Raw genomic sequence first — 24709 nt, 5'->3', positions numbered from 1 at the left:
GAGGGCGAATGGACAACATACGCGAGCAGGTGCGCCGATTCATCCTGGACAACTTCCTGCCCGGCGAAGATGCGGCGAATCTGACCGATTCGACCGAGCTCAAGGAGAGCGGCATCCTCGACTCGATGTCGACCTTGAAGCTGGTCACGTTCCTCGAAGAGCTCTACAAGGTGGAGTTCGAGGCGGACGATCTGGATGCCGGCAATCTTGCCACGATTGCCAGCATTGCCACGCTGGTGACTTCGAAACAGCGGTAATGCCATGAGCACCGTCCGGTCCTTGGCCTCTCTGCTCGAGCGCTCGGCGCGCGAATTCCCTGAGAACATTGCAGTCACGGTTCCCGGCGGGCGAAGTGTCACTTACTCGGAGCTGTGCGAGCTATCCGACCGGGTTCGCGATCGGCTCGTCCATATGGGCGTTCGCCGGGGCGATCGAGTGGGATTGAGATTGCACAAATCCATCGAGGCGGTCGCAACGATTTTCGGCGCTTTGAAGGCGGGTGCCGCCTACGTTCCAGTGGATGCCGAGTCGCCGGCTGCGCGTGCCGCATACATTCTGAATGACTGCGACGTGAAAGTTGTGGTCACGGAGCGCGAGTTGGAATCGGAACTCGTTCAGGCCCTCGGAGACACACGCCCCATGCTCGTGCTCGATGCCACGGCATCGCGGCCGATGGAGGAGTTGCTGGAACAGTTGCAACGATCCGAGCCTGCGGCGCCGGTCGAATCGATTGCAACCGGCGCGGATGACATTGCTTACATTCTGTATACGTCGGGGTCGACAGGGAATCCCAAGGGTGTGGTGCTCTCGCACGGAAATGCGCTGAGCTTCATCGACTGGTGCAGTGAAACCTTCGCGCCCCGCGCTGACGATCGTTTCTCATCGCACGCGCCATTTCATTTCGACCTGTCGATTCTCGACATCTACGTTTCGTTGAAGCACGGCGCGACGCTCGTGCTGATCGGCGAAGCGCTGGGCAAAGAGCCTCTGAAGCTGGCCGCTGCCATTGCCGCCGAGCGCATTTCTGTCTGGTACTCGACGCCCTCGATCCTGAGTCTGCTGGCCAACTACGGCAAGCTGGCCAAGCATGACTTTGCAGCGTTGCGCATGGTGTTCTTTGCGGGCGAAGTTTTCCCGATTCCGCAATACAGGGCGTTGCAGGCGATCTGGACCCGGCCGCGCTATTTCAATCTGTATGGGCCCACGGAAACGAATGTTTGCACGTGGTACGAAGTGACCTCGGATGCGCCTCTGGATCGAATGTCGACATTTCCGATCGGCAAGATCTGTCCGCCCAATCTTGGCCGGGTCGTGAACGAGCAGGGCGAGATCGTCAGTATCGGCGAGCCGGGCGAATTGCTCGTGGCCGGTCCCAACGTGATGCGTGGCTATTGGAATCTACCCGATCACAACGAGCGCGCCTTCTTCAAGGACGAGGCCGGTGCGCTCTGGTATCGAACCGGCGATATTGTCTGCGAGGAGCCGGAGGTCGGCTATCGATATGTCGGTCGTCGCGACCGTATGGTCAAACGGCGCGGGTATCGCGTGGAGCTTGGTGAGATCGAAGCCGCACTACTGCGGCATCCGGATGTGCGGGAGGGCGCAGTGGTTGCGATCCCCAATCCGGAGGAAGGCGTTCGAATCCTGGCATTCGTGGCCTGCCAGGACGGAACGACGCTGACTCGGATCGCGCTCAAAGCGTACTCGGCGCAGGCGCTGCCGCCTTACATGATTCCCGACATCTTCGCCGTCGTCCCGGCGCTGCCGCGAACGTCGACGGACAAGATCGATTATCAGCGGCTCAAGAGCGGCGGTTGACCGATCGCGAGCAGGCAACCGCCGGGAATATCGCCTACTGGTCGTTGGACACGATGCCCTTGCCGGGCAACACGCCGGGCACCAGTGCACCCTTGTCGATTAGCACGGTGCCGTTCACCACGACGAACTTCATGCCGGTGCTGCGCTCGTTGGGCTTCTCATAAGTGGCCCGGTCTTTCACGGTGGCCAGATCGAACACGACGATATCCGCGTCCGCGCCTTCCTGAATTCTTCCTTTGCGTCGCGCCGACACCGTGGCTTTTTCGAGTCGCTGCGCCGGCATCAAGCTCATCTTGCGGATCGCATCGATCAAGCTGATGGTTCGCAGCTCACGGACATAGCGCGCGAGGATCATGCTGTATGTCCCCGCGTTCCGCGGGTGACCGACTTCGCCATCGCTCGCAATCGACGTGAGCGGATTGGCGATGACGCCGTCGACCACTTCCTGGCGATTGACGAACAAAACCACGCCCTGCGACTTCGGCGAGGCATGGAGCTCATCGAAGCGTGCCTGGGTCAGACGCTCGCCGGTCTCCGGCAGCATCAATGAGTTGTAGCCGATGCCGAACTTTTCCTGCCAGCCCGGGTTGAAGAGGGCGGAGTTGATTGAAGTCATGCCGGCGATGTACGGATAAGCTTCCGCTGTGACATCGAGTCCGCGAGCTTTCGCGCCCGCCACCATGGCCAGGCAGTCTGAAACATCGGCGAGGCAGGTCGAATTGATATGGACGATCTGCAGGGGAGCGCCAGTCACCGCCGCGGCGCCGATGACTTCGCTGACGGATTCGATGCTGGAGCCGGGCTCTTTGCGACCGACGCTGCGAATGTGCGTGAACACTGGCACATTGCGGCTCGCCGCCGACTGGAAGATATGAATGATTTCCTGGCGCGTCGCGCCCGGGACGTATTGGATGCCCATGCCGATGCCGAGTGCGCCCGCATCGATTTCGCTGTTGAGGCGAGACTGCATCTGCCTGACTTGCTCCGGCGTAGCAGGGTCGTTTGTTGCATGACCGCTCTGGGGGATCAGGTCGTCGCCTGCGAGCGGTGAGCCGAACGCGGCAGCTCGGGCTGCCGCGTGACTCGCGGTCGTTCCATAGTTGATCAGCGAGTGACCGGACTTCCGTGTCAGAAACTCTTTGACGTCGGGAACTCCGATTTCCATCTCGAGGCCGCTGGTGACGCCGTCAAACGCCTTCAGCACCCCAGAGACTTCATCCTGGCCATGCTGATGCAGATCGATGAAACCCGGAGCCACCACCAGTCCCTTCGCATCGATCGTGCGAGTTCCGGTAAGTGGCTCCGCAGAGATGCGCGCGATGCGTCCCTGGTTGATGCCGACGTTCATGGTCGCGTCCAGCCCGGTTTCGGGATCCAGTACGCGTCCCCCGCGAATGACTAATTCATAAGGGGCGCTCCAGACCACGGCCGGAGCCAGCGCTGCCACGATGGCGACGATCAACTGTTTCATCTTGCTGCTCTATCAGAAGTTGGCACGCACACCGAGCGTGAAGTACCGGCCGATGACATCGAAGTAGGGCGAGTTCAACGCGGCCACCGCCGGTTCCTTGTCGAACACGTTCTGCACGCTGCCGAACACGGTCAACTTCGAATCTCCCAGCGGAATGTAGGTACGCAAACCCAGATCGATGTAAGTGCGGCTGCCGATGTGGTTGCCGGCGAGGGCCACGACTTCCTCCGGCGCGTAGCCGCCGCCCCCGAGATAACGGGCGCGAAGGTCGCCGCCGAGGAACTCGCTTTCATAGGCGAACGAGAGCGAACCGCGCCACTTCGGCACCAGGTACCCGGTCTGCCAACCGAGATAGCCCGCGCCTTCGATCGCGGAGACGCCGTTGTCCACCACCAGCGAATCGACATAGTTCACCAGGCCGCGCACGCTCAGCTGACCTGGGCCGATCGGCAGCTTGTAGGACGCCTCGAGGTCGTAGCCTTTGTTGGTGTACTCGGCGATGTTGATGTATGTCGCGTTGATCGTGGAAATATCACCGGCCCCGTTGCGGGTGATCTGGCTGCAGGCGTTCTGATTGCCCTCGTCATAGCAGCTGTTGACGATTTCCTGCGCCGTCAGCGTGGAAATCACGTCCTCGATCTTGATGTGATAGTAGTCGAGCGACACCTCCAGGCCCGGCAGGAACGAGGGGGTGAACACCGCACCGACGGTCAGCGTGTCCGCGATCTCGGGATCGAGTTGAGGATTGCCGCCGGTAAACTGGGTTACCTGCGTGGTCGGCGGGGTCGCCTGCGATTTGTCCTGCACGGTCGTGTAGTACGCGCCGGGAATGGAGTACAGCTCGAGGAGGTTCGGTGCCCGGATGTCGCGGGAGCGGGTGGCGCGCAGCTTGAAATCCTCCACCATGTGCCACGTGCCGCCGAGCTTCCACGACCAGATCTGGCCGCTGTTTTTGTAATCGGAGAGGCGGGCGGCGCCGTTGAAGTTGAGCGACTTCACCAGCGGCTTGTCCACCAGCAACGGCAGCGCGACTTCGACGAACCCTTCGGTCACGTCGTTGCTGACCTTCGGGATGTTGTCGCCGTTGATGGTGGCGAAATTGCCGGCCAGCGAATTTGCATCGTAGGTCGAGCGGTACTTTTCCTTGCGATATTCGATGCCGGTGGCGAACGACACCGGCTGATTCCACAGGTCGAACGGTTCGCCGCTCAGGATGAGGCCGGCGGTCTGCAGCCAGTTTTCATCGAACGCGCGCCAATCCGCCGTCGCGTAGTCGATGGCGGCCTGATCCGCGCGACCCGAGCCGAACAGATTCAGCGGACGGCAGGCGGTGGTCGGATCGGTCAGCGCGATCCGGCACACCGGTGTGCCGTTCGGGCCGGCGACCGCGTCGATGGCATTCATGAAATTCTCGGCAAGCGCCAGATTCAACAGGCGCATGTCCTGTTCCTGCTTGCCCTGACCGTAGTAGCCGTTGTATCGCCATTTGCCATCGGCGAACTCGCCGTCGAAACCGACGGTGGCCTGGACGGTCTCGCGATCGTAATCGTATCTCGCGAGCGCAACGTCGGTAACCGCGCGGCCCATGATGAACGTGGATTCACCCGATCCTTGCACCAACGCACGCTGCGCCGGTGTGAGATTCAGGAACGGATTATCGTAGGACATTTCGAGTTGCGTGATCGCGAGATCCGGGAAGTAGACGCGCTCGTCGGCGACATTGTTGTAGCTGACCTCGGCCCAGGCTTTGAACGTATCGGTCACATTGACCGAGAAGCGGCCCAGGACGTTGGTGCGCTCGATCGGCGCCACGACGGAGCGGTACTGATCGACGTGATACCCTTCGCCGCCAATCATCAGGTTGGGCGACAACGGGCTGCGAACGCCGTATTGGAAGGGCCGCAGCGTGCCGTCCGGATCGAAGGTCATGCCGGCGAGCGGGCCGGTGTTGATCAGACCGCCTTCGCTGCGCTGGGCTTCATGCAAGTTCATGGTGGGATACAGCCCGCCGCTGGCGTCCGGGAAGAAGTTGGTTGCACCGATGCGGGGACGACGAATGGCAGGAATGATGCCTTCGTCCTTCAAATAGTCGGCGCCGAGCAGCAGGTGAGCGCGGTCGTCGAACAGGCTGGTGCCGAAGGATGCTTCGACCAGTGTCTTCTCGGCATCACCGTGCGTGGAGACGCCGCGCTGGACGCCGACTTCGACGCCTTCTTTTTCGTCATCGAGAATGATGTTCACGACGCCGGCAACAGCGTCCGAACCATAGGCCGCCGAGGCGCCGCCGGTGACGACGTCGATGCGCTTGACCAGCGAGTACGGCACCGTCTGCAAGTCGTTCGCGCTGACGTAACGACGGTTGTTGACCAGCACCAGGGTGCGCGAGGAGCCCAAGCCGCGCAGATCGGCGGGCGTCTGGCCCGAATTGGTCACAGTATTCGTCGACTGCGCGGAGTCCGTCGCTCGGAATTGCGGCAAGTCGGTGAGTGTCGCCGCAATATCGGTGCGACCCGCCTGACGCATTTCAACTTCGCCCAACACCGTAGTCGGCGTCGGAGCGTCGAATCCGGCGGTGCTGATGCGCGAGCCGCTGACTACCACCACATCGATCGGCTCGACGGTTTCCGCCGCCGATTGAGTTTGAGCATGGGCCGCGCCGGCGCATGCGAGCGCTACAGCGAGAGCGACTTTGCTCTTGCCGCCGACGCGCGCTGAAAAACCAATATCCACTACTGTGACCATGATGACCCCTTGTTACATTCTTCTCGCAAATCCCCAAAAAAAACGCTCAGGTGCGTGCGTCGGCAGGGTCCTTTGCGCAGCCGCTGTTCTTCAAAGCCACGCCGGGCTTGGCACCTGTGTGTCGACCTTCGGACACGACCACCTGGCCGTTCACCAGAACGTATTGAATGCCTTCGGGTGTCGCGGTCGGGTTCTGATAAGTCGCGCGATCCTGAATGCGGTCGTAGTCGAAGACGGTGATGTCGGCCCACAGGCCGGTGCGAATGGCGCCGCGATCGAATTGGCGCATGCGAGTCGCCGGCCACGACGTGAGTTTTCGAATCGCGTCGGGCAGTGTGAGCACGCCGCGCTTTCTCACATACTCGGCAATGAGGCGCGGGAAATTTCCATACGAGCGAGGGTGCGGTAATCCCAGCGCGTCAGTGGCGTTGAGCTTTTCGCTGGCCGATGCATCGCTGCCGAGCGACACCCAAGGCGTGCGCAGCGCCGTTTCTATGTCCTTCTCATCCATCATGAAAAACAGCGCCATGGCGCGATGGGGCTGCGCTTCGATCACGATGTCCCAGGCCACGTCGGCGGGGTCCTTGCCGAGCTCTTTGCCGATGGCCGCGAGACTGCGATTGTGGAAGCGCTCGTACTTGGGGTTGTAGGCGTTCGCGAGCACGACCCGATCCCAACCGCCCGAGGCGTGGACCAGGTTCGACCAGCCGGGCAGGGAGCCGCCCGCGACCTCGCGCTTCAGGCGCTCACGCACCTTGCGGCTCTCGAGCTTCTTCAAGCCTTGTTTGAAGCCACCTTCCCACACCCAGCTCGGCACGGTGATTTCGAGGCCCGTGCCGCCGGCTTCGTAGAGATACATGTCGGCGGCGATGTCGACGCCGCGCTGACGAGCCGCATCGACTTGAGCGACGGCTTGCGGCATCAACTGGTGCCAGCCGGGCTGATACGCGCCCTTGAGATGAAAGATCTCGATCGGGATGCCGGCCTGCTCGCCAATCTCGATCGATTCCGAGATGGCGCTCAACAGGTTGGCGCTCTCGTCGCGCATGTGACTGGCGTAGATGCCACCGCACGACGCGGCGACTTTCGACAGTTCGATCAGATCGCGAGTGGATTGAAAGCTGTCGGGGGGATAGATCAACGCGGTCGCCACGCCGACCGCGCCACCGCGCATCGCCGTCGCCACCAGCGACTTCATTTTTTCCAGTTGCTCGGGCGTCGGCTCGCCGGCGCCATCGCCCATCACCGCGACACGAGCCTGGGCCGTGCCGTAGTAGCTGCCGAAGTTGAGCGAGATTCCTTGTCGCTCCAACTGCGCGAAGTAGGCGGGGATCTCCTCGGCGGCGACCGGTGTTCCGCCTTCGCCGGCGATTGCGCTGGTCACGCCCTGCAGGAGCTTGTTTTCCGCGCGACCTTCGGTGCGAAGTACCTCGCCCGATTGGTCCATCATGTCGATCCAGCCTGGGGAAACATAGAGCCCGCGCGCGTCGATCTCCTTGCGGCCGCGCTCAGCGATCTTGCCGACCGCGGCGATGCGCCCGTTGGCGATAGCAACGTCCGCGTTGATCCAGGGATTGCCCAGGCCGTCGAGCACCCGCCCGTTGCGAATGACGAGGTCGTAGCTGGGCGCAGGTCCTTCTGCTTGCACGGCACCCAGCGTCAAAGCGCAAAGGGTTGCCAGGGCGAGTCGCTTCATCGAGCCTCCCACCAGAACGGGATCAAGTTGGCATTATGGGAGAATAGTATCCTGATTAGAGAATCATTTGTCACTATAGGCAAGCACCGCATTTCGGCGATCTGAAGCATTTACAGGAAAATTTTTTTTGAGCCGGAGCAGGACCGGCGCTGGCCTGTGGAAGAAAAGCAACGACCGGCTGGAATAAATCTACTGAGGTGCCGGCTCTTGACTGCGTACTAGCAGTACTGGCACGGGGGCACGTCGCACGATGTACTCCGCATCGCTGCCCATCACCAGCCTGCGAAAGCCGCGGCGGCCATGAGTACCGCACACGATCAGGTCGGCATCGCTCTGCCGGGCTTCTTTGACGATGCACTCGCCGGCCGAGTCGCCGATCGTCTCGATCAATTCCACGTCGACCTCGATGCCGGCGTTCGTGACCTTGTCCTTGCACTCCTGTAGCAGCGCGCCGCCGATCTTGCGGATGTCTTCGGCCACTTGATGGACGGTGGCTGGCATCGCTTCCACGGTCACCATGACCCAGGGCTCCACGACGTGCACGAGCCGCATGCGAGCTTTCAAATGACTCGCCAGGTCCATGGCCTCATCGAGCCCCTGAGCGGAGGCCGCACTGCCATCGATGGGAACCAGTATTCGTGAATACATGGGCCGATCTCATGCCTGCCGCATGAATCGGTCAAGGGGGCCTGGGGCCTACCAGGATTTCCTGGCCGCGAGTAGCAAATCCACCGCGTGATCGCCGAACTTCAGGGCACTGGCCAAGGTCAGCGTGCCCAGCTGCTGTTGAATGCGGAACCAGCCGGTCAGTAGCGACATCAGATCGAGCGCCACCTGGCGCGGATCGCGCGCCGGTCTTTTCTCGGCACGGGAATAAGTGGCGATAACAGCGACGAGCATGTCGATGATGACATCGTGCCGCGCTTTACGCAGAGGACGCGTGATCTCCGCAGGCGCAGTGTCGAGCAAGACATCGAACGCGCGAACATCCGGCTTGGTCGCCCATTTCAGCACTGCGGCCACGTAGTGGCGTAGTCGCTGTTCGAGCGAGTCTCCCAGCATCCAATCGCTCTTCGCCGACTCCGCGCCCCATTGGGCACGTCGATCCTCGACCACGGCGCGAAACAGCTCTGCTTTGTTTGCATAGCGAGAGTACAGCGTCGCTTTGGAGATGCGCGCCGCCAGTGTTACGGCGTCCATGGACGTGTCCACATAGCCCTTCGCCAGAAACACCGCCGCGGCGGCATCCAGAATTTCTCGATCCAACTGCTCCACGGAAGACGCTGCGGGGCGCCCAACCTTCACCACACGGCGCGGCTTGTGGACCTTTGTTGATTTTCTGCTTTGTTTCATGCGCGCAGCTTAACTCATTTCATTAGTTGCATGCTCGCGAGCCGAGGTGAGCGATTGTCGTCTCGTGTCTGGACAAATGAAACGGCACCGTTCTATTGTGACTCATGACATCGAAAGGGCCGGTCGCCGTCGTTACTGGTGCGAGCCGTGGAGCAGGGCGCGGAATTGCTATTGCGCTGGGCGCGCACGGTTGCACGGTGTATGTGACGGGTCGTTCCGAGCAGGCAGGCGACTCGTCGTTGCCGGGTACGATTCATGAGACCGCGGCGGCGGTGACTGCGGCCGGCGGCAAAGGCATTCCGGTGCGCGTGGATCACGCCGACGATGAACAAATAAAACAATTGTTCGAGCGAGTTCGCGACGAGCAGCAGCGGCTCGACATCCTGGTCAACAACGCGTGCGCGCTTCACGATCGACTGACCGCCCCCGGACATTTCTGGGAGAAGCCGCTCGAGATCGTCGACATGCTCGATGTTGGATTGCGCAGCAGCTACGTCGCGAGTTACTACGCGGCGCCGTTGATGATCGAGCGGCGCGGTGGGCTTGTTGTCTTCACTTCCGCTTCAGGCGCCGTGCACTACGTGTTCGGGCCGGCTTACGGAGCGCACAAGGCCGGTATGGACAAATTCGCTGCCGACATGGCGGTCGATTTCAAAGATTACGGCGTGGTGGCCTTGTCCATTTGGATGGGCACCTTGCTCACCGACCGGTTGCGTCAGGTCATCGCGTCGGACCCGGTGAAGTTCGGTCAGTTGGAGCGCAGTGCTGAGACGCCGGAGTTCACCGGGCACGTGATCTGGGCGCTTCACAACGATCCCGGGCTGCTGGAGATGAGCGGGCAAACGTTGATCGGCGCGGAGCTGGCGCTGAAGTACGGCATCAAGGATCAAGGCGGTCGCCAGCCGCGCTCGTATCGAGATACTCACAAAGTCGCGCCCAGAGTCCAATACCCCATCATCATTCGCTGACGGCGAGGAGCAGCCATGGAATCGATCAGTCTCGACAAACTCGCGCGCGACGTGCAGTACCTGATGGATCGGCAAGCCATCTACGACGTGATTGCGAACCACGCGCGCGGGCATGATCGTCACGATGTCGATTTGCTCACCGCTGCGTATCACGAAGATGGCATCGATGAGCACGGTCATGCCATCAATCCCGGTCCGAAGTATGCGGAATGGGCCAATGCCGTGCACTCGGCGGGCGCGGTCCTCCACACGCACAACATCACCACCCATCTATGTGAGATAGACGGCGACGTCGCTCACTGCGAGAGCTATGTGATCGTGGCGCTGCTCAACAAGGATGAAACGAGCGCGCGGATGATCAGCGGTCGCTACATCGATCGTCTGGAAAAGCGCGGCGGCGAATGGAAGATCGCGCTGCGCCGTTCGACGGTGGATGTCTTGATTGCCGGCGATGCTTCGATATTGAAGGCCCCGATCTTCCAGAAGCAGGGCTACACCAAGGGTCTCAATGACAAGCGCGATGTGTCGTACCAGCGGCCACTGAGCCTGGACGTGACGCCACAGCGCTGGTGAACGCTCGATGCCAGGCGCCGGTGAAAGCTGCCTGGCCGACTCTCGATAAATAAAGCGGCCGGCCCGGCCGGAAGCCGGCCCAAACATTCGTTGGCTACATAGAAAGACAGGGGGTGTCCGTATGTTTGTGCGACCTGCATTGTTTCTTGCCGGGGTGGGGTTGGTGTCCGTGGGGCATCAGGCGAGTGCTCAAAGCGCCGGTCCGTCGGCGTCGGAGGTGGAGACAGCGAAGCTCGAAGAAATCATCGTCATGGCGCGTCGACGCGAGGAGTCGATCCAGGATGTGCCGCAGACGGTCAACGTGGTGACTTCCGATCAAATCGAACGACTCAATGTCCGCAACTTCACAGACCTGCAAAGCTTGCTGCCGGGGCTGACGCTCTCCGGGGGCGGCAGTTATTCCACGGCCGCGACGGTTCGGGGCGTCGCGTTCAATCCCGAGGCGAGCGGCAACAATCCAACCGTCGAGTTCTATTTGAACGACACGCCGATCGCGTCGAATTTCCTGTTCCAGTCAACGTTCGATGTGGGACAACTGGAGCTGTTGCGCGGCCCGCAAGGAACGCTGCGGGGCCGGGCGGCGCCGTCCGGCTCGATCACAGTGACGACGCGTCGTCCGGATCTGAGCGACTTCGGCGTGTCGGCCAACGCGACTGCCACCGACACCCACGCGTACAAATACGACGCAGCGATCAACGTTCCCATCATCAAGGAAATGCTCGCTCTGCGTGTGGCCGCGGTGAGCGACGAGAATGAATTCAATCGCGTCGACACCGTCAAGCGAGCGTCGGATCCGGCGCACAATCCGGAACCGTTCCGGGACACGGAAGCGGTGCGTGCCAGCCTGAGGTTCGAGCCCACCGATTGGCTGGCGCTCAACGTCATGTATCAAACGCTGGATCAGAAGAACACGTCGTATACGCAGGTTCGGTCCTCGTCGCTGGTGACAGGCGAAGCACAGTCCGGCGATCTCATCCGTCCTTACGATTTCCGTTCCCTCGAGGATCAGGGGTCGCGCAACCAGCAGGAGATGGATATCTTTATCTGGAACCTCGACGTGCGGATCGCCGGCCAGCGTTTGAGTTATTCCGGCGCGGCCAACGAACAGGACATCGCCATCCTTGGCCAGAATGACAACGGCGACTACTTCTCGCCGCAGAGATTTACACCGGCAGTGCGTGCGTTTCAGGATCGTCCGGGTTATGAGGCTGTGTGTCAGGAGCAGGGCAGGCGGGTCGATCTGGTGCCGACCAATCAGAACTACTTTCAGTGCACGCACACCGATGCCAAGCGTCGCTCGCATGAGCTGCGGCTGGCGTCGGAAGAGCGGGTGTTCGGGATGTTCGATTACGTGGTCGGCGCGTTCTACGATTACAACGACACTCCGAGTCGCTTGACGCAGGAGACACCGCTGCTCGCTGCGCCCACGGTGTTGGCGGCGGTCAATCTCACGGCGATCGAGCGCAACGGCGACTCCACTGAGAAATCCGCATTCGGCAACCTCACCGCCCACATCGGTGAGGCGCTAGAGCTCTCGGGCGGCGTGCGCTACATCGAATACGAGAACTTCTCTTCGATCAAGGTTGACGGGGCCTATCCCACGCCGGATACCAGAGACAAGGATTCCACTGCCATCTATACCGGCTCCGCTAAGTACCGTTTCAATGACGATGTGATGGTGTATGCGACGGTCGGCACCTCGTGGCGGCCGGGCGTGCGGGTCATCGGTAACTTCAGCGCGAATATCAGTCCACGAGAGCTCGGCTTCCTGAATCTGGATCCGGAAGAATCCACTTCCTACGAAGCGGGCATCAAGACGTCCTTCCTGGACGACCGGGGCATGTTCAATCTGAGCGTGTACCAGCAGGACTTCGACGACTATGTTTATCGGGGCGGCTCGGTCTTCTTCATCAACTATCGACGCCTCGCGCCGACGGTGGTGGTGCCGGAAGCCGGGAGTCTCAACTTCGTCGCCGGCGTGCCGGTAACGGTGAAGGGCGTGGAGGCGGAGGCGTCGTTCCAGATCCGGCCGCGCTGGAGCTTGAGCGGCAACATCAGCTATGCGGATGGCAAGATCAAGAACGGCACCATCGCGTGCAACGATCTGAACGGCGATGGTGTGCCTGACACGCTCACTGCGGCACCCACCCTGGCTCAGCTGCAGAGTTCACTCGAGCCAGGTCAGAACGTGGCGCAGTGTCAGTTCAGCGGTCGCTCCACGTTCGCGCCGGAGTGGAGTGCCAATTTACAGACCGAGGCAAGCATGGAGCTGACTCCACGCATGGATGGATTCGTGCGCGGTCTCGCTACCTACACACCGTCGAATTCGCAGGATCCGAGCAATTCATTCGACAACGTGGACAGCTACGCGATGGTGAATCTCTACGCGGGCGTGCGAGATCCGGACGGGCAATGGGAAGTGTCGTTGTTCGCCAAGAACATCTTCGATGAGAAGGTGGTTCTCAACAGCGGCGCATCGCCGCTGACGACGAATCTGACGACGCTACGCTTTGGGCCGGGAGGTGCTGTTATTGGCAGCACTGGGTCGTCCTTCGCCTCTCCGTACTACAGCGTCAACGTGCTGCCCGAGCGAGAGGTAGGCATCAACCTGCGAGTCGGGTTCGGTTCTCGCTGAGGTTTCCCGCCTCAGCGTTGTCGATTCACCTGGGCCGGCGTGACCGCGCCGGCCTGGTTCCCGAAGCTGGCGCGAACGTAAGTCACGAGATTGGCGATATCTTCATCCGACAACCGCTTGCCGAAGGGCTTCATGCGAGTCCGCTCGGAAACGAACGGCGGTGGCGGCAGGCGCGGACCGTAGAGAATCACGTTGATCAACGATGCGGGATCGGCGGCTTGCACGATGCTGTTTCCCGCCAGCGTGACACCGAGCCCCTTGTCGCCCAGCCCGGTCGGCAAGTGACAGCTGCCGCAGTGGACGGTGTAGGTGACCTTGCCTGACGCGAGTTGTTCCTTTGACGGTGTGCCGCCGCTGGCGGGCGCGTCTGCGGGAATCTCGCGCAGATACGTTGCGATGGCTTGCACGTCGGCATCCTCGAAATGTCGGGTCGAGTTCAGGACGACTTCGATCATGGGGCCATGAACGATGGCGCGTTCTGATTCTCCCTTCTGCAGATACGAAGCGATGTCTGCTTCCGTCCAGTGTCCCAGGCCGGTCGGGTGGGTCGTGAGATTCACGGCGGACCATTCGCGATACTTGCCGGGCTTGACCTCGTCGAACATGACACCGCCGGTGAACGCGAGCTCATGACGCTCGGCGCCAAGGAAGTTACGTGGCGTGTGACAGGCGCCGCAATGTGCGACACCTTGGGTCAGATAGGCGCCACGATTCCATTCGGCGGATTGATTGGGATCGGGCGCGAAGGTGGCGGGCTCATGAAACAGCTTGTTCCAGGCGCGCAGGGCAAAGCGCAGGTTATAGGGAAAGCTCAGATCGTTGGCTTTGGCCGCCGCTTTCACAGGCGCGACGGTCTTCATGTACATGAACAACGATGCGATATCCGAGTCCGTCATCTTGGCGAACGACGGGTAGGGGAACGCGGGATATAAATGAGTGCCGTCCGGGCGCATGCCGTGTTTCATGGCGCGATGGAAATCGTCGAACGACCAGGCGCCAATGCCCGTCTCTGCGTCGGAGGTGATGTTAGTGGAGTACAGTTCGCCGAATTCAGTATGGAACTTCACGCCGCCCGCATAAGGCGCGCCATCTTTAGCGGTGTGGCAGGTGGCGCAATTACCCACCAGGGCGAGATAGCGGCCCCGGTCCGCGGAGGCCTGGAGTCCACTGAGTTCCTGCGCGGCTATGGTCGACTCGGGCCAGAGCAGCCAGGCCCCGAATCCAATCCCGATCACGCCAAGCAATGCGGCGGCCTTCAGGCCCATCCTGCGGGTCATCATGCTGTGAGGCTCTTAGTTTGAGCGGCGCTTCGCGCGCGGTGTACTGCGCGCCGGCGTCGCACTGGACGATGTTTTCTTTTTCGGAGCGGTCGCGGCAGCAGCGGGGGCGAGCTCTTCGACGAGCCGTTCGCTGTATCGAATGCCTGCCAGCTGCAGCCAGTCCCGAGTCCGCAGCACCAGATAACGCCGCGAATCCGGATCGTCCATGGCGAGCCAGGCGATGATGTTGCCAGTGAGCTGCGAAAGAAAGGCTCGGACGGCCAAGTCATGCTCGATCGCCACTTTCGGCATCACTTCCGAAATGGCATCGAGGAGCACCTTGCCGCGCTTGTGCTCCAGTGCTGTCAGTTCAGGGTCCTGCAAGCTGGCGTTGTATCTGGAGAAGAACTTCGCGCTGCTTTCGCGCGAGTGCAAATGACCGCCGATGAAGGCGGCGATGTGTAGCAGCCCGTCGCCTCCCTTGGGCTTCGGCACTTGAGCGATGGCGGCGGCGAATTGCTGGATGACTTGCGACAGCAGCGTCAGCTTCAGCGCACTCGTGCTCCTGAATCGAAGAATGATGGTGGCGCGCGATATCCCGGCCTCGGCGGCCACTTCGGCAATCGAAAAAGCATCGGGCCCGCGTCGATCGAGCACTCGATGCGCCGCCTGCAAAATGTCTTCGTCGGAAGCAATGACTGGTCGCGCCATGGCAGTACAAATCTCTGGTGTCCACCGCTGCATTGACATGCTAACACCCCTGTTATTAACATGCACGTCAGAAATGGCTGGAGCAGCGATTCATGGCCGGAACCTCGCCCGTTGTGACATTGGCATTGTTGCTGTCGGCCTCGGCCGCCGGGGCTGCGGCGCCTGAGTTCGTGCAGAACGGCAGGGCGGGCTTCGTCGTTACGGGCATCCGTTACGCGCTCGGCGACGATGCGGCCAAGAGCGGCGCATGTCCTCGCGGCATGTCCATGAACGTCGCCGAGATTTATGCGTTGAAGCCGGAAGGCAAGCGGCGCAAGGGCGAGTCCGACGACGACTACGGCAAACGAGTGGAGGCGGGTGGTCGAGCGATCTCAGCTGCGCCGAACGGCCAGAACGTCTGCGCCAATCCCGAAGCCGCCCCGCCCGAGCCGTACTATCGCTCGCTCGAATCCGCCGACGTCGTGGCGGACGGCATCGATCTCGATGGTGTCGATTCGAACGCGACTCAACCCGCGGCGGGCGGCATGTGCCCGCATCAGGATTTCGTGAGCAGGGACGGGCAGCGCGGCGTCGACAATCAATTCTTTCGTGTCGTGGGCTGCAATCGATCGTTCCAATCGACCGGTCAGTCCAATGGCTTCGGCGTGGCCATGCTGACGGGCTCCTGGGGCATTCTGATTACGCTGGACGGCGTCGACGACATTCGCAACGACGACAGCGTCGAAGTGACGGTCGTATCGAATGCGGATCCCATCCAATTGAGCCCGACGCGTGAGCCGCTGGCCTATGCGACGTATGCCATGCATCAGGATCCGCACTATCGAACTCGCACGCACGGTCGAATCAAAGAGGGAGTGTTGACCACCGATCCCGTCGACCTGCGTTTCTACACGGAAGTAAACAGTCTGTTCAACGATCGGCCGCTGAAGCGTGCCCGTCTGCAAGTCACGCTGTCCGAAACGGGTGTCATCGAAGGTTATCTGGCGGGCTACACGCCGGTCGAGTCGGTGTACGACATGCAGTTCGGATTTCGGAATGCCAAGAACGCGGCAGGTGAGCCGGGTCCTCAGCAACTACGCCTGCACACTGCCAATGGCGCGGCACGTGTCTTGGGCTACACCTGCCAGGGCGCGTATCAGTCTCTTTATCAGCACGCCGACGCCGATCCCGATCCACAAAGCGGTCGCTGCACGTCCATCTCTACTCAATATCAGATCAAGGCTATTCCAGCGTTCGTGGTGGACGTGGCTACGAAGAGCGTCAACGACAAGCTGATTCAGGCGAACGGCAATGCAAAGTAGACGCGTCTTCTCTGGGGTTCTCGCTGTGCTGCTGATCGCGCTCGGCGGTTGTGGCAGTCATACGGGAGAACCGGATGCGGTGGGCGGGCCCGCTGTCATGCGGCGGCTGACGGAGTCTCAGTATCGCGCCACCGTGGCCGACATCTTCGGGCCGGAGATCCCGATCACTGCTCGCTTCGAACGCGCGTTGCGAGAAGACGGTTTGATCTCGATCGGCACGGGCCGGTCGGGCATGTCGCCCTTTAGCATCGAACAATACGACGGAGCTGCACTCACCGTGGCCGCGGCTGTGGTCAGCGAAGAGCATCGTGCCAAGCTGATTCCTTGCCAACCCAAATCCGGTGCGGCTCAGTTCGATGCGGAGTGTGCGAAGCAAGTCGTCCAACACTATGGAGTCCCGCTGTTCCGCCGGCCCTTGCGAGACGATGAAGTGAAGCGTTTCGTGGACGCCGCGCAGGCAGGGCAGGAACGCCTCGGCGATTTCTACGCAGGTCTGCAGTTCGCGCTGGCCGCCATGATGGTGTCACCGGAGTTTCTGCTGCGGATCGAAAGAACGCCGCCGGACGCGAAGCAAAGAGACGTCATGCAGCTGGACGCATGGTCCAAAGCCACGCGGCTGAGTTATTTCCTCACTAACTCGACGCCGGATGACGAACTGCTGCGTGCCGCCGGCGCGGGTGAGTTGGAAACGCGGCGTGGATTGCAACGGCAAGTGGATCGTCTGGTCGGATCGCCCCTGTTCGAAACTGCGGTGCGAGCGTTCTTTCAGGACATGCTCCAGTTCGACAAGTTCGGCGACCTGGCGAAAGATCCGGTGGTGTATCCGGCGTTCAACTCGACCGTTGCGGCTGACGCTCAGGAACAGACGTTGCGCACGATCACTCATCTGTTGATCGAAGAGAAGGGCGACTACCGCGATCTGTTTACGACTCGTGACACTTTTCTCACGCGTGCGTTGGGTGTTGTCTATCGCGTTCCCGTCCCGACGCGCAATGGTTGGGAACCGACGGAGTTCGCCGAGGGCAAACATCGTGAAGGCATCCAGTCCCAGGTGGCATTCCTCGCCTTGAATTCTCATCCCGGGCGCTCGTCCGCGACCTTGCGAGGCAAGGCGCTTCGCGAAGTGTTTCTATGTCAGGAAGTGCCGGATCCACCGGCGAATGTGAATTTCGCCGTGGTCCAGGATCCGTCGAACGTGGCGATGCCGACGGCGCGGGATCGATTGGTCGCGCATCGAACCGAGCCGGCCTGCGCGGGGTGTCACGCGATCACCGATCCGGTTGGGTTGACGCTCGAGAACTTCGATGGGCTGGGCACGTATCGCTCGGTCGAGAACGGCGCGGCTATCGATGCGAGCGGCGATCTGGACGGCATCGCGTTCAACTCGGCAGATGGGCTTGCACGCGCCTTGCACGATCATCCGGAGACGCCTCGCTGCCTGGTTGAAAAGATGTATCGATTCGCGGTCGGGCGCGACACCGAGATGGAAGAGCGCCCGTACATGGATTATCTGAACCGGGAATTCAAAGCCAGCGGTTATCGCGTGCCGGAGGTCATGCGCACCATCGCGCTGAGCGACAACTTCTTTGCGATCTCGACGCTTCGAGACGGAGAGCAAACATGAGCAAGATCAATCGACGCACCGTTCTTCGCGGTCTCCTGCAAGGCTCCGCGGTGGGCGTGGCATTGCCGATGTTGAACTGCTTTCTTACGGACAGTGGACGCGCGCTGGCTGCGACAGGGCAACGTATCCCTGTTCGCTTCGGCACCTGGATCTGGGGCTGCGGTTTCATCCCGGAGAAGTGGGTGCCGACGACGACGGGCACTAACTACGCCATGCCCGAGGATTTGCAGCCTCTCGAACCTTATCGCAAGAAGCTCGCCATCTTGAGCGGCTTCGATGTGAAGCTCGATGGGGTGCCGAACAAGCCGCATATCACTGGCTGTCTCGGCCTGCGCACCGGCGTGCCGGTGCCGAATGAGAGCGTCAAGGCGCCCACGCTCGATGTGATCGTCGGCGATGAGATCGGCAAGAGCACGCGGTTTCGTTCGCTCGAGATCAGCACGTCGGGTACTGAGCGTTCCTATTCTTATCGTGCGGCGGGCTCGCCGAATCCCAGCGAAGTCTCGCCGACGGCACTGTATCAGCGCATCTTCGGTGCGGGCTTCCAGGATCCAAACTCAGCGGACTTCAAGCCCGACCCGAGCACGATGGTGCGTCAAAGCGTGCTCTCGGCGGTCCAGGACGACCGTCAACGATTGATGCGCGAAGTCGGTGTGGAAGACCGGCGTCGGCTGGACGAATACTTCACGTCGATTCGACAGCTCGAAGAGCAGCTGGCGTTACAGCTGCAACCGCCAGCTCCCGTGCAGAATTTCACGATGCCGAAGGCGCCGCCGAAAGTGACGTTCGACTCCGAGATGGACAATGTGCTGATCACGCACCGTTTGATGGCCGGCTTGCTGGCCAAGGCGCTGCAATGTAATCAGACACGCGTCTTCAACGTGCTGCTGTCGGACACGGCGTCGAATCTACGTCGCAAAGGCTCGACCACGACCCATCACACGCTGACTCATGAAGAGCCGACCGATCCGCAGCTCGGCTATCAAAAAGAGCACGCCTGGTTTGCCACCCGAAGCATGGTGGCCTGGCGCGATTTCCTGGATGAGATTGCCGCGATCCCCGAGGGCGACGGCACGTTGCTCGACAACTGTCTGATCCTTGCTCATTCCGACTGCTCGATCGCGAAGGCGCACGCAGTGGAGGGCATCCCGATGATGATCGCCGGCAATGCCGGCGGCAGAATTCGCACCGGCTTTCATCTGGCCGGCAACGCGGATCCGGTCACGCGCGTCGGACTCACGTTGCAGCAGGCGATGGGATTACAAGTCGATCGCTGGGGCGTGATGTCGATGGAGACCAAGCGCACGGTGACGGAACTGCTGGCGTAACAACCCGCGCGCTGACATCCAACACTACGGCTCGTGACGTTCGTCGCGAGCCAACGAATCCAGCCTCGGGCGCGCACGACACGCTGTGCGGATTGTGCTTGCTGCCCGAAAGATTCGTTGTCGACTTCAGTGACTTAGAGAAACCTCGCCGCTCGCCGGCCGAGCCGGCATGACGGCTGCAATTTGCTCCAGCAAGCGCGATGCAAAGCGCTTGACCGCTATCTCTCACTCCCTGGAGCCAAAGACCATGTTCAACTTCAACGTCAATGCCGCGCGTTCGCGTGGCCATCTGCTGATGCTGACAGTCATCATCGCCTGCTTGTCAGCGGGATTCGCCAGCGCCGATACCGGCCGCTCGGATGATGTACCAAAGATCGTCGTCAGCCTCGCAGGCATCGAGCTGTCGACACCGAAGGGAGCGGAGCTGGCCTATGACCGGATCCGGTCCGCCGCGAAGATCGTTTGTCGTTCCGGCCAATCGCGCGAGCTGGAACAGATCGCACGAGCTCGTGCCTGCTTCAGAACCGCGGTCGACGATGCAGTGGGACAGGCAAATCGTCCGCTCTTGTCGGCTCTGCATGAGCGCCGGATGGGCGAGCAGGGTGAAATGATCCGGACCGCCCGTCGTTGAAGAGAGCTCGGAGCGGGGCGCTTGGCCGGCATGGATGCCGGCAACCGCGTTACCATCGCGAGATGAATCACGATGGTGAGCTACATGCCGGAGCTGGCGATCTACGCGGGCCTGTTTTTGGTGGCGTTTGTCGCCGCCACTTTTCTGCCGATGCAGTCGGAAGCCGCACTGGTCGCGCTGCTGCTGACGGACAACTATCCGGTGGCGCTGCTGGTCGCAGTGGCCAGCGCAGGCAATGTGCTCGGTGCGACGGTCAACTGGGGACTGGGGCGGTTGGTCGAGCGCTTCAGCGAGCGCTCCTGGTTTCCTGTGCGGCCAGCGGCGTTGGACCGTTATCGAGTCTGGTATCAACGCTACGGCAAATGGTCCTTACTGTGGAGCTGGATGCCAATCATTGGCGATCCGCTGACTGTCATCGCGGGCGTTCTGCGCGAGCCGCTGCCGATCTTTCTGTTGCTAGTCACGGTAGCTAAGGTCGGGCGCTACCTGGTGCTGACTGCCGTGACTTTGAACTGGACTTAGCCGCTGATAAACGTGGCGGATGAAGCCGTCCGCGCCTGCCCGCTCTACAGATTCGCGGGCGCTCGCAGCATCTCTAGCCTGTCAACGGGCAGCGTACAGAGATGGCCATGCGAGCTCACAAATTCACTAGCGCTGTCGCGATGGTGGTGGCGGTCAGCCTCATGTCTCTCGCGCGTTCCGCGGCTGCGGCTGAAAGCGACGAACGCATTCCCGATCATCCTTTGATGTCCGACGCCTGGTACTTCAGTGCCGGCGCGCTGTGGGCCGAGTCGAATGTCACGGCGAATCTCAACAGCGGAGCTGTAGGTGTCGGCGCGCTCATCGATTTCGAGGACGATATGGGCCTGGATGAGACGAGTATCATCGGCCTGTTCGATGCGCGCTGGCATTTCACCCGACGCTGGCAGCTCGAAGTCGAATATTTCAAGCTGGACCGCGACAACGAAAAGCAGCTCCAGCGCACCGTCGACTGGGGCAACTTGAACCTGCCGGTCGACGCGGTGGCCAAGGGCTCCTTCAACATCGAGGACTTCCGGGTCAGTGTCGGCTACTCGTTCTTCCGCACCAAGGACAAGGAATTCGGCGTGGGCCTCGGGGCGCACGTCGCCAAGCTGGAAGCGGGCCTGTCGACCAGAAATTTTGGTTCCGAGGTCGCCAGCCAGACGGCGCCGCTGCCGTTCCTCACCGTCTATGCGCGCATGGCTTTGACCGATCGCTGGCTGTTGAGCATGCGGGTGGATCGACTCTCGCTCGATACCGGCGATATCGACGGCAAAGTGTTCAGCAGCGGCCTGGATGTGATCTACCAGCCCTGGCGACATTTCAGTATCGGCTTGGGCTTCCGCGACATCAATTTCCAGGTGTCGTCCACCAGCGAGGATTGGCGCGGCAAAGCGCAGATCCAGCAGAGCGGACCGGCGCTCTATTTCGCGACCTCGTTCTAGGCGTGAAGCGCTCATGAATGCCGACGCGGAGTCTCACCGTTTGCGAGCTGCCCGCGCGGGCATTGCGGCCTGGCGTCGATGGGGGCCGTACCTGAGCGAGCGCCAGTGGGGAACGGTGCGCGAGGATTACAGCGACAGCGGCGATGCATGGAATCATCTGACTCACGATCAAGCGCGTTCTTATGCCTACCACTGGGGTGAGGATGGCATGGCGGGCTTGTGCGATGACCGTCAACAACTCTGCGTTGCTCTCGCCCTCTGGAATGGCGCGGATCCGATCATCAAAGAACGGCTGTTCGGCCTCACCAACAACGAAGGCAATCACGGCGAGGACGTGAAGGAATATTACTTCTACCTCGATTCGACGCCGACGCATTCGTATCTGAAGTATCTGTACAAGTATCCGCAGCTGGCCTATCCCTATGACGACCTGGTGCATACCAATCGCTCGCGACGGCGCGATGAGTTCGAATATGAGTTGCTGGACACGGGCGTGTTTGCCGAGGACCGGTACTTCGACGTCTTCGTCGAGTATTCGAAGGGATCGCCTGAAGACATTCTGATCCAGATAACGATTTGCAATCGCGGCCCGGACGCCGCCACCTTGCACGTGCTGCCGACCTTCTGGTTTCGTAACACCTGGCGGTCCGACAGCGGGAGCTCCCGGCCGATGCTACGGCAGATCGCCGCGGGCGAGTCGGGCAGTGTGATCCGGGTTTCACACTCGCAGCTGGGGGAGCGATTCATCTATAGCGAGCAACCGGCCGAGCTGCTGTTCACCGAGAACGAAACCAACACTGAGCGCCTGGAAGGCAAGCCGAATCGCACGCCGTATGTGAAAGATGGAATAAACGAGTACATCGTGCACGGCCGTCCGGAAGCGGTGAACCCGGAGCGTTGCGGCACCAAGGCAGCGGTGCACTACACGATAGAGGTCGGCGCTGGCGAATCGAAGGTCGTGCGCCTGCGCTTGTGCGAACGTGCGCCGGCGCAGCTCGTTTCGGCACGCGATCAGTCCGGTGATATGTTCGCGGCGAGCTTCGATGACACCGTCAACGCACGCAGGCGCGAAGCGGACGAATTTTACGCCAGTGTCATTCCAAGCTCGCTCGACAACGACGCGAAAAGTATCGTCCGCCAAGCGCTGTCGGGCATGCTTTGGTCGAAGCAGTTTTATTACTACGACATTGCCGCGTGGGTGCAGGAACACCGCCGTTACGGCCGGCACGCGCCACGCAATATCCAGTGGCGACACATGCACAACGCCGACATCATTTCGATGCCGGACAAATGGGAATATCCATGGTACGCGGCCTGGGACCTGGCGTTCCACATTCTGGCGCTGACGCTGGTGGACGAAGACTTTGGCAAACAGCAGCTCGATCTGATGTTACAGGCCACCTATCTGCATCCGAGCGGACAACTGCCCGCATACGAGTGGAACTTCGGCGACGTGAATCCGCCGGTGCATGCGTGGTCGACGATCTTCACCTATCGGCTCGAAGCTGCGGCGCGCGGCAACGGCGATATCGATTGGCTGGAGCGCTCCTTTCACGCACTGTTGCTGAATTTCACCTGGTGGGTGAATCGCAAAGACCGCGACGGCAAGAACGTGTTCGAGGGCGGCTTTCTCGGGCTCGATAACATCGGGGTGTTCGATCGAAGCGCGCCGTTGCCCACCGGCGGGCATCTGGAGCAGGCGGATGGCACGGCGTGGATGGCGCTGTTCTGTCAGAACATGCTCGAGATCGCCATCGAGCTGACCTTGGCGCGGCCTACATACATCCGAATGTGCACCAAGTTCGCCGAGCATTTCCTGTGGATCGCGTCTTCGATGGTTGTGACACAGGACGGCGTCGGCATGTGGGACGAGGAAGACGGGTTCTTCTACGACGTGCTACAGCTTCCCGACGGCGGGGCACAGCGCCTGAAAGTTCGCTCGATGGTGGGGTTGCTGCCGTTCTGCGCGGTCACGGTGTTCGATGGACGGCTGTTGGAAAAGTATCCTGAAGTGGGGGAGGTGCTGCGCGAGTTTCTGGTGTCGCATCCCGATCTCACCAGCGCCATTCACGATCCGACCCGTCGGGGTGAGCACGGCAGACTGATGGCTTCCATTCTCGATGCAGCCCGGTTGCGGCGGGTGCTGGCACGCATGCTCGATGAGAACGAATTCTTCAGTCCGTACGGCATTCGTTCGTTATCGAGAGCTCATTTGGATCGGCCCTACCAGTTCTGGGTCGGCGGCCAGGAGTATCGAGTCGGCTATCTGCCGGCGGAATCGGACAATGGGATGTTCGGCGGCAACTCGAATTGGCGCGGTCCGATCTGGATGCCGGTGAACGGGCTCATCATTCGCGCGCTGCTCCAGTACTACACGTACTACGGAGACGATTTCACCGTGGAGTGCCCGACGGGATCCGGGCGGCAAATGAATCTATATGAGGTGGCGGAGGAACTGTCGCGACGGCTCACTGCGATCTTCAAGCGCGACGCGAATGGTCGACGCCCGGTTTACGGCGGCACCGAGAAGTTTCAAACCGATCCGCACTGGCGCGACTACCTTCAGTTCTATGAGTACTTCCATGGCGACAATGGCGCCGGGCTCGGCGCAAGCCATCAGACGGGATGGACGGGCATCATCGCTCGCATCATGCAACTGTTCGCGCTCGTGCCGGCCGACCAACTGCTGAAGAGCGGCGCCCGAGCCACGATCAAGGAAGCGCAGGAGCGCAAGCCGCCTGCACCGGTCGCGAAGCGGATCTGACGATCACCGGCTCACATCGAGCGAGCTGCTCACCACGACTTTGTCGTCGAGCGCGGCGACATACCACCAGGTTCCCGGCGCATCGCGACCTCGGTTGAAGCCATACGTTACTGCGCCGCCGCCGCGACCGTTCTTTACGACCATTGTGGATTGGCCGATGTAAACCTCCCGGCCGTCGCCGTCATAGACGTTCACCTGCAGCGAATGCTCGCCGTCGTCGGCCTGGATCCAGAATTCGAAGTAAATCTTGTCGGCAAACGTGGCTTGGCCTGCGAGCGGGGTCCGGCGGTCGGTGCCGGGAGTCTGCTTCAAGAATCTCGCCTCGCCGCTGGGGTCGCCCGCCATTAAAGCGGCGCCCGGAAAGCAGGC

The 24709-nt window shown here is 61.2% G+C and carries 20 protein-coding genes; 12 read left to right on the top strand and 8 right to left on the bottom strand.

Annotated features, from left to right (window positions below):
- Positions 1–8: 8 nt before the first annotated feature.
- Both ACFPN2_RS25640 and ACFPN2_RS25635 read left to right on the top strand, forming a co-directional pair.
- The gene (locus ACFPN2_RS25640; protein WP_380601925.1) at positions 9–257 is read left to right on the top strand and encodes an acyl carrier protein; all 249 of its coding nucleotides are present in this window, start codon (positions 9–11) and stop codon (positions 255–257) included.
- 4 nt (positions 258–261) lie between these two features.
- Positions 262–1818 (top strand): amino acid adenylation domain-containing protein, encoded by a 1557-nt coding sequence (locus ACFPN2_RS25635; protein WP_380601923.1) that lies wholly within the window; start codon positions 262–264, stop codon positions 1816–1818.
- A 34-nt stretch (positions 1819–1852) separates the two neighbouring features.
- Here ACFPN2_RS25635 and ACFPN2_RS25630 read toward each other — a convergent pair whose 3' ends face one another.
- The 5 genes from ACFPN2_RS25630 to ACFPN2_RS25610 form a co-directional block, all read right to left on the bottom strand.
- Positions 1853–3289 carry an amidohydrolase family protein gene (locus tag ACFPN2_RS25630; RefSeq protein WP_380601921.1) on the bottom strand — a complete coding sequence of 479 codons (1437 nt, stop codon included), beginning with the start codon at positions 3287–3289 and terminating at the stop codon, positions 1853–1855.
- Positions 3290–3301: 12 nt separating this feature from the next.
- On the bottom strand, positions 3302–6031 hold the full coding sequence (locus tag ACFPN2_RS25625; RefSeq protein WP_380601919.1) for a TonB-dependent receptor plug domain-containing protein: 2730 nt from the start codon (positions 6029–6031) through the stop codon (positions 3302–3304).
- 46 nt (positions 6032–6077) lie between these two features.
- Complete coding sequence (locus ACFPN2_RS25620) at positions 6078–7727, bottom strand: N-acyl-D-amino-acid deacylase family protein (RefSeq protein ID WP_380601917.1); 1650 nt, start codon at positions 7725–7727, stop codon at positions 6078–6080.
- A 189-nt stretch (positions 7728–7916) separates the two neighbouring features.
- Positions 7917–8375 (bottom strand): universal stress protein, encoded by a 459-nt coding sequence (locus tag ACFPN2_RS25615; RefSeq protein ID WP_380601915.1) that lies wholly within the window; start codon positions 8373–8375, stop codon positions 7917–7919.
- Between the two features lie 48 nt (positions 8376–8423).
- On the bottom strand, positions 8424–9080 hold the full coding sequence (locus ACFPN2_RS25610; RefSeq protein WP_380601913.1) for a TetR/AcrR family transcriptional regulator: 657 nt from the start codon (positions 9078–9080) through the stop codon (positions 8424–8426).
- A gap of 104 nt (positions 9081–9184) precedes the next feature.
- On the opposite strand from ACFPN2_RS25610, the gene ACFPN2_RS25605 reads away from it, so the two are divergent.
- From ACFPN2_RS25605 to ACFPN2_RS25595, 3 genes are all read left to right on the top strand, one after another.
- The gene (locus ACFPN2_RS25605) at positions 9185–10048 is read left to right on the top strand and encodes an SDR family NAD(P)-dependent oxidoreductase (RefSeq protein ID WP_380601911.1); all 864 of its coding nucleotides are present in this window, start codon (positions 9185–9187) and stop codon (positions 10046–10048) included.
- Positions 10049–10063: 15 nt separating this feature from the next.
- Complete coding sequence (locus tag ACFPN2_RS25600; protein WP_380601909.1) at positions 10064–10621, top strand: nuclear transport factor 2 family protein; 558 nt, start codon at positions 10064–10066, stop codon at positions 10619–10621.
- Between the two features lie 121 nt (positions 10622–10742).
- Complete coding sequence (locus ACFPN2_RS25595; RefSeq protein ID WP_380601907.1) at positions 10743–13256, top strand: TonB-dependent receptor; 2514 nt, start codon at positions 10743–10745, stop codon at positions 13254–13256.
- Positions 13257–13267: 11 nt separating this feature from the next.
- Here ACFPN2_RS25595 and ACFPN2_RS25590 read toward each other — a convergent pair whose 3' ends face one another.
- Both ACFPN2_RS25590 and ACFPN2_RS25585 read right to left on the bottom strand, forming a co-directional pair.
- Positions 13268–14536 (bottom strand): c-type cytochrome, encoded by a 1269-nt coding sequence (locus ACFPN2_RS25590; protein WP_380601905.1) that lies wholly within the window; start codon positions 14534–14536, stop codon positions 13268–13270.
- Between the two features lie 12 nt (positions 14537–14548).
- Positions 14549–15226: a TetR/AcrR family transcriptional regulator gene (locus ACFPN2_RS25585; RefSeq protein ID WP_380601903.1), complete on the bottom strand. Its 678-nt coding sequence runs from the start codon at positions 15224–15226 to the stop codon at positions 14549–14551.
- 92 nt (positions 15227–15318) lie between these two features.
- On the opposite strand from ACFPN2_RS25585, the gene ACFPN2_RS25580 reads away from it, so the two are divergent.
- From ACFPN2_RS25580 to ACFPN2_RS25550, 7 genes are all read left to right on the top strand, one after another.
- Positions 15319–16527 (top strand): hypothetical protein, encoded by a 1209-nt coding sequence (locus ACFPN2_RS25580; protein ID WP_380601901.1) that lies wholly within the window; start codon positions 15319–15321, stop codon positions 16525–16527.
- On the top strand, positions 16517–18151 hold the full coding sequence (locus tag ACFPN2_RS25575; protein ID WP_380601899.1) for a DUF1592 domain-containing protein: 1635 nt from the start codon (positions 16517–16519) through the stop codon (positions 18149–18151). The genes ACFPN2_RS25580 and ACFPN2_RS25575 overlap by 11 nt, the downstream gene beginning before the upstream one ends.
- Entirely contained in the window at positions 18148–19479 is a 1332-nt protein-coding gene (locus ACFPN2_RS25570) for a DUF1552 domain-containing protein (RefSeq protein WP_380601897.1), read from the top strand. Before ACFPN2_RS25575 ends, ACFPN2_RS25570 begins: the two co-directional genes overlap by 4 nt.
- Positions 19480–19648: 169 nt before the next feature.
- Positions 19649–20110, top strand: coding sequence for a UrcA family protein (locus ACFPN2_RS25565; protein ID WP_380601896.1), 462 nt, complete (start codon positions 19649–19651; stop codon positions 20108–20110).
- 84 nt (positions 20111–20194) lie between these two features.
- Positions 20195–20632, top strand: a complete 438-nt coding sequence (locus ACFPN2_RS25560; protein ID WP_380602841.1) for a YqaA family protein — start codon at positions 20195–20197, stop codon at positions 20630–20632.
- Between the two features lie 107 nt (positions 20633–20739).
- On the top strand, positions 20740–21576 hold the full coding sequence (locus tag ACFPN2_RS25555; protein ID WP_380601894.1) for a hypothetical protein: 837 nt from the start codon (positions 20740–20742) through the stop codon (positions 21574–21576).
- Between the two features lie 13 nt (positions 21577–21589).
- On the top strand, positions 21590–24340 hold the full coding sequence (locus ACFPN2_RS25550; RefSeq protein ID WP_380601892.1) for an MGH1-like glycoside hydrolase domain-containing protein: 2751 nt from the start codon (positions 21590–21592) through the stop codon (positions 24338–24340).
- Between the two features lie 3 nt (positions 24341–24343).
- Here ACFPN2_RS25550 and ACFPN2_RS25545 read toward each other — a convergent pair whose 3' ends face one another.
- A complete protein-coding gene (locus ACFPN2_RS25545; RefSeq protein ID WP_380601890.1) occupies positions 24344–24652 on the bottom strand; it encodes a hypothetical protein in 309 nt (102 codons plus the stop codon).
- Positions 24653–24709 lie beyond the last annotated feature (57 nt).

This window comes from Steroidobacter flavus (assembly GCF_042651805.1).
In the GTDB taxonomy this organism is placed as follows: Bacteria; Pseudomonadota; Gammaproteobacteria; order Steroidobacterales; family Steroidobacteraceae; genus Steroidobacter; species Steroidobacter flavus.
Note: the sequence above shows the minus strand (reverse complement) of the source record. Positions and strands in the feature narration are given on the sequence as shown.

Bases quoted from the DNA above. Each gene is read 5' to 3' on its own strand.
- ACFPN2_RS25635 (WP_380601923.1), top strand. From the start codon at position 262: ATGAGCACCGTCCGGTCCTTGGCCTCTCTGCTCGAGCGCTCGGCGCGC.
- ACFPN2_RS25605 (WP_380601911.1), top strand. From the start codon at position 9,185: ATGACATCGAAAGGGCCGGTCGCCGTCGTTACTGGTGCGAGCCGTGGA.
- ACFPN2_RS25570 (WP_380601897.1), top strand. From the start codon at position 18,148: ATGAGCAAGATCAATCGACGCACCGTTCTTCGCGGTCTCCTGCAAGGC.
- ACFPN2_RS25610 (WP_380601913.1), bottom strand. From the start codon at position 9,080: ATGAAACAAAGCAGAAAATCAACAAAGGTCCACAAGCCGCGCCGTGTG.
- ACFPN2_RS25550 (WP_380601892.1), top strand. From the start codon at position 21,590: ATGAATGCCGACGCGGAGTCTCACCGTTTGCGAGCTGCCCGCGCGGGC.
- ACFPN2_RS25555 (WP_380601894.1), top strand. From the start codon at position 20,740: ATGCGAGCTCACAAATTCACTAGCGCTGTCGCGATGGTGGTGGCGGTC.
- ACFPN2_RS25585 (WP_380601903.1), bottom strand. From the start codon at position 15,226: ATGGCGCGACCAGTCATTGCTTCCGACGAAGACATTTTGCAGGCGGCG.
- ACFPN2_RS25560 (WP_380602841.1), top strand. From the start codon at position 20,195: ATGCCGGAGCTGGCGATCTACGCGGGCCTGTTTTTGGTGGCGTTTGTC.
- ACFPN2_RS25590 (WP_380601905.1), bottom strand. From the start codon at position 14,536: ATGATGACCCGCAGGATGGGCCTGAAGGCCGCCGCATTGCTTGGCGTG.
- ACFPN2_RS25575 (WP_380601899.1), top strand. From the start codon at position 16,517: ATGCAAAGTAGACGCGTCTTCTCTGGGGTTCTCGCTGTGCTGCTGATC.
- ACFPN2_RS25565 (WP_380601896.1), top strand. From the start codon at position 19,649: ATGACGGCTGCAATTTGCTCCAGCAAGCGCGATGCAAAGCGCTTGACC.
- ACFPN2_RS25580 (WP_380601901.1), top strand. From the start codon at position 15,319: ATGGCCGGAACCTCGCCCGTTGTGACATTGGCATTGTTGCTGTCGGCC.
- ACFPN2_RS25625 (WP_380601919.1), bottom strand. From the start codon at position 6,031: ATGGTCACAGTAGTGGATATTGGTTTTTCAGCGCGCGTCGGCGGCAAG.
- ACFPN2_RS25615 (WP_380601915.1), bottom strand. From the start codon at position 8,375: ATGTATTCACGAATACTGGTTCCCATCGATGGCAGTGCGGCCTCCGCT.
- ACFPN2_RS25630 (WP_380601921.1), bottom strand. From the start codon at position 3,289: ATGAAACAGTTGATCGTCGCCATCGTGGCAGCGCTGGCTCCGGCCGTG.
- ACFPN2_RS25620 (WP_380601917.1), bottom strand. From the start codon at position 7,727: ATGAAGCGACTCGCCCTGGCAACCCTTTGCGCTTTGACGCTGGGTGCC.
- ACFPN2_RS25595 (WP_380601907.1), top strand. From the start codon at position 10,743: ATGTTTGTGCGACCTGCATTGTTTCTTGCCGGGGTGGGGTTGGTGTCC.
- ACFPN2_RS25600 (WP_380601909.1), top strand. From the start codon at position 10,064: ATGGAATCGATCAGTCTCGACAAACTCGCGCGCGACGTGCAGTACCTG.
- ACFPN2_RS25640 (WP_380601925.1), top strand. From the start codon at position 9: ATGGACAACATACGCGAGCAGGTGCGCCGATTCATCCTGGACAACTTC.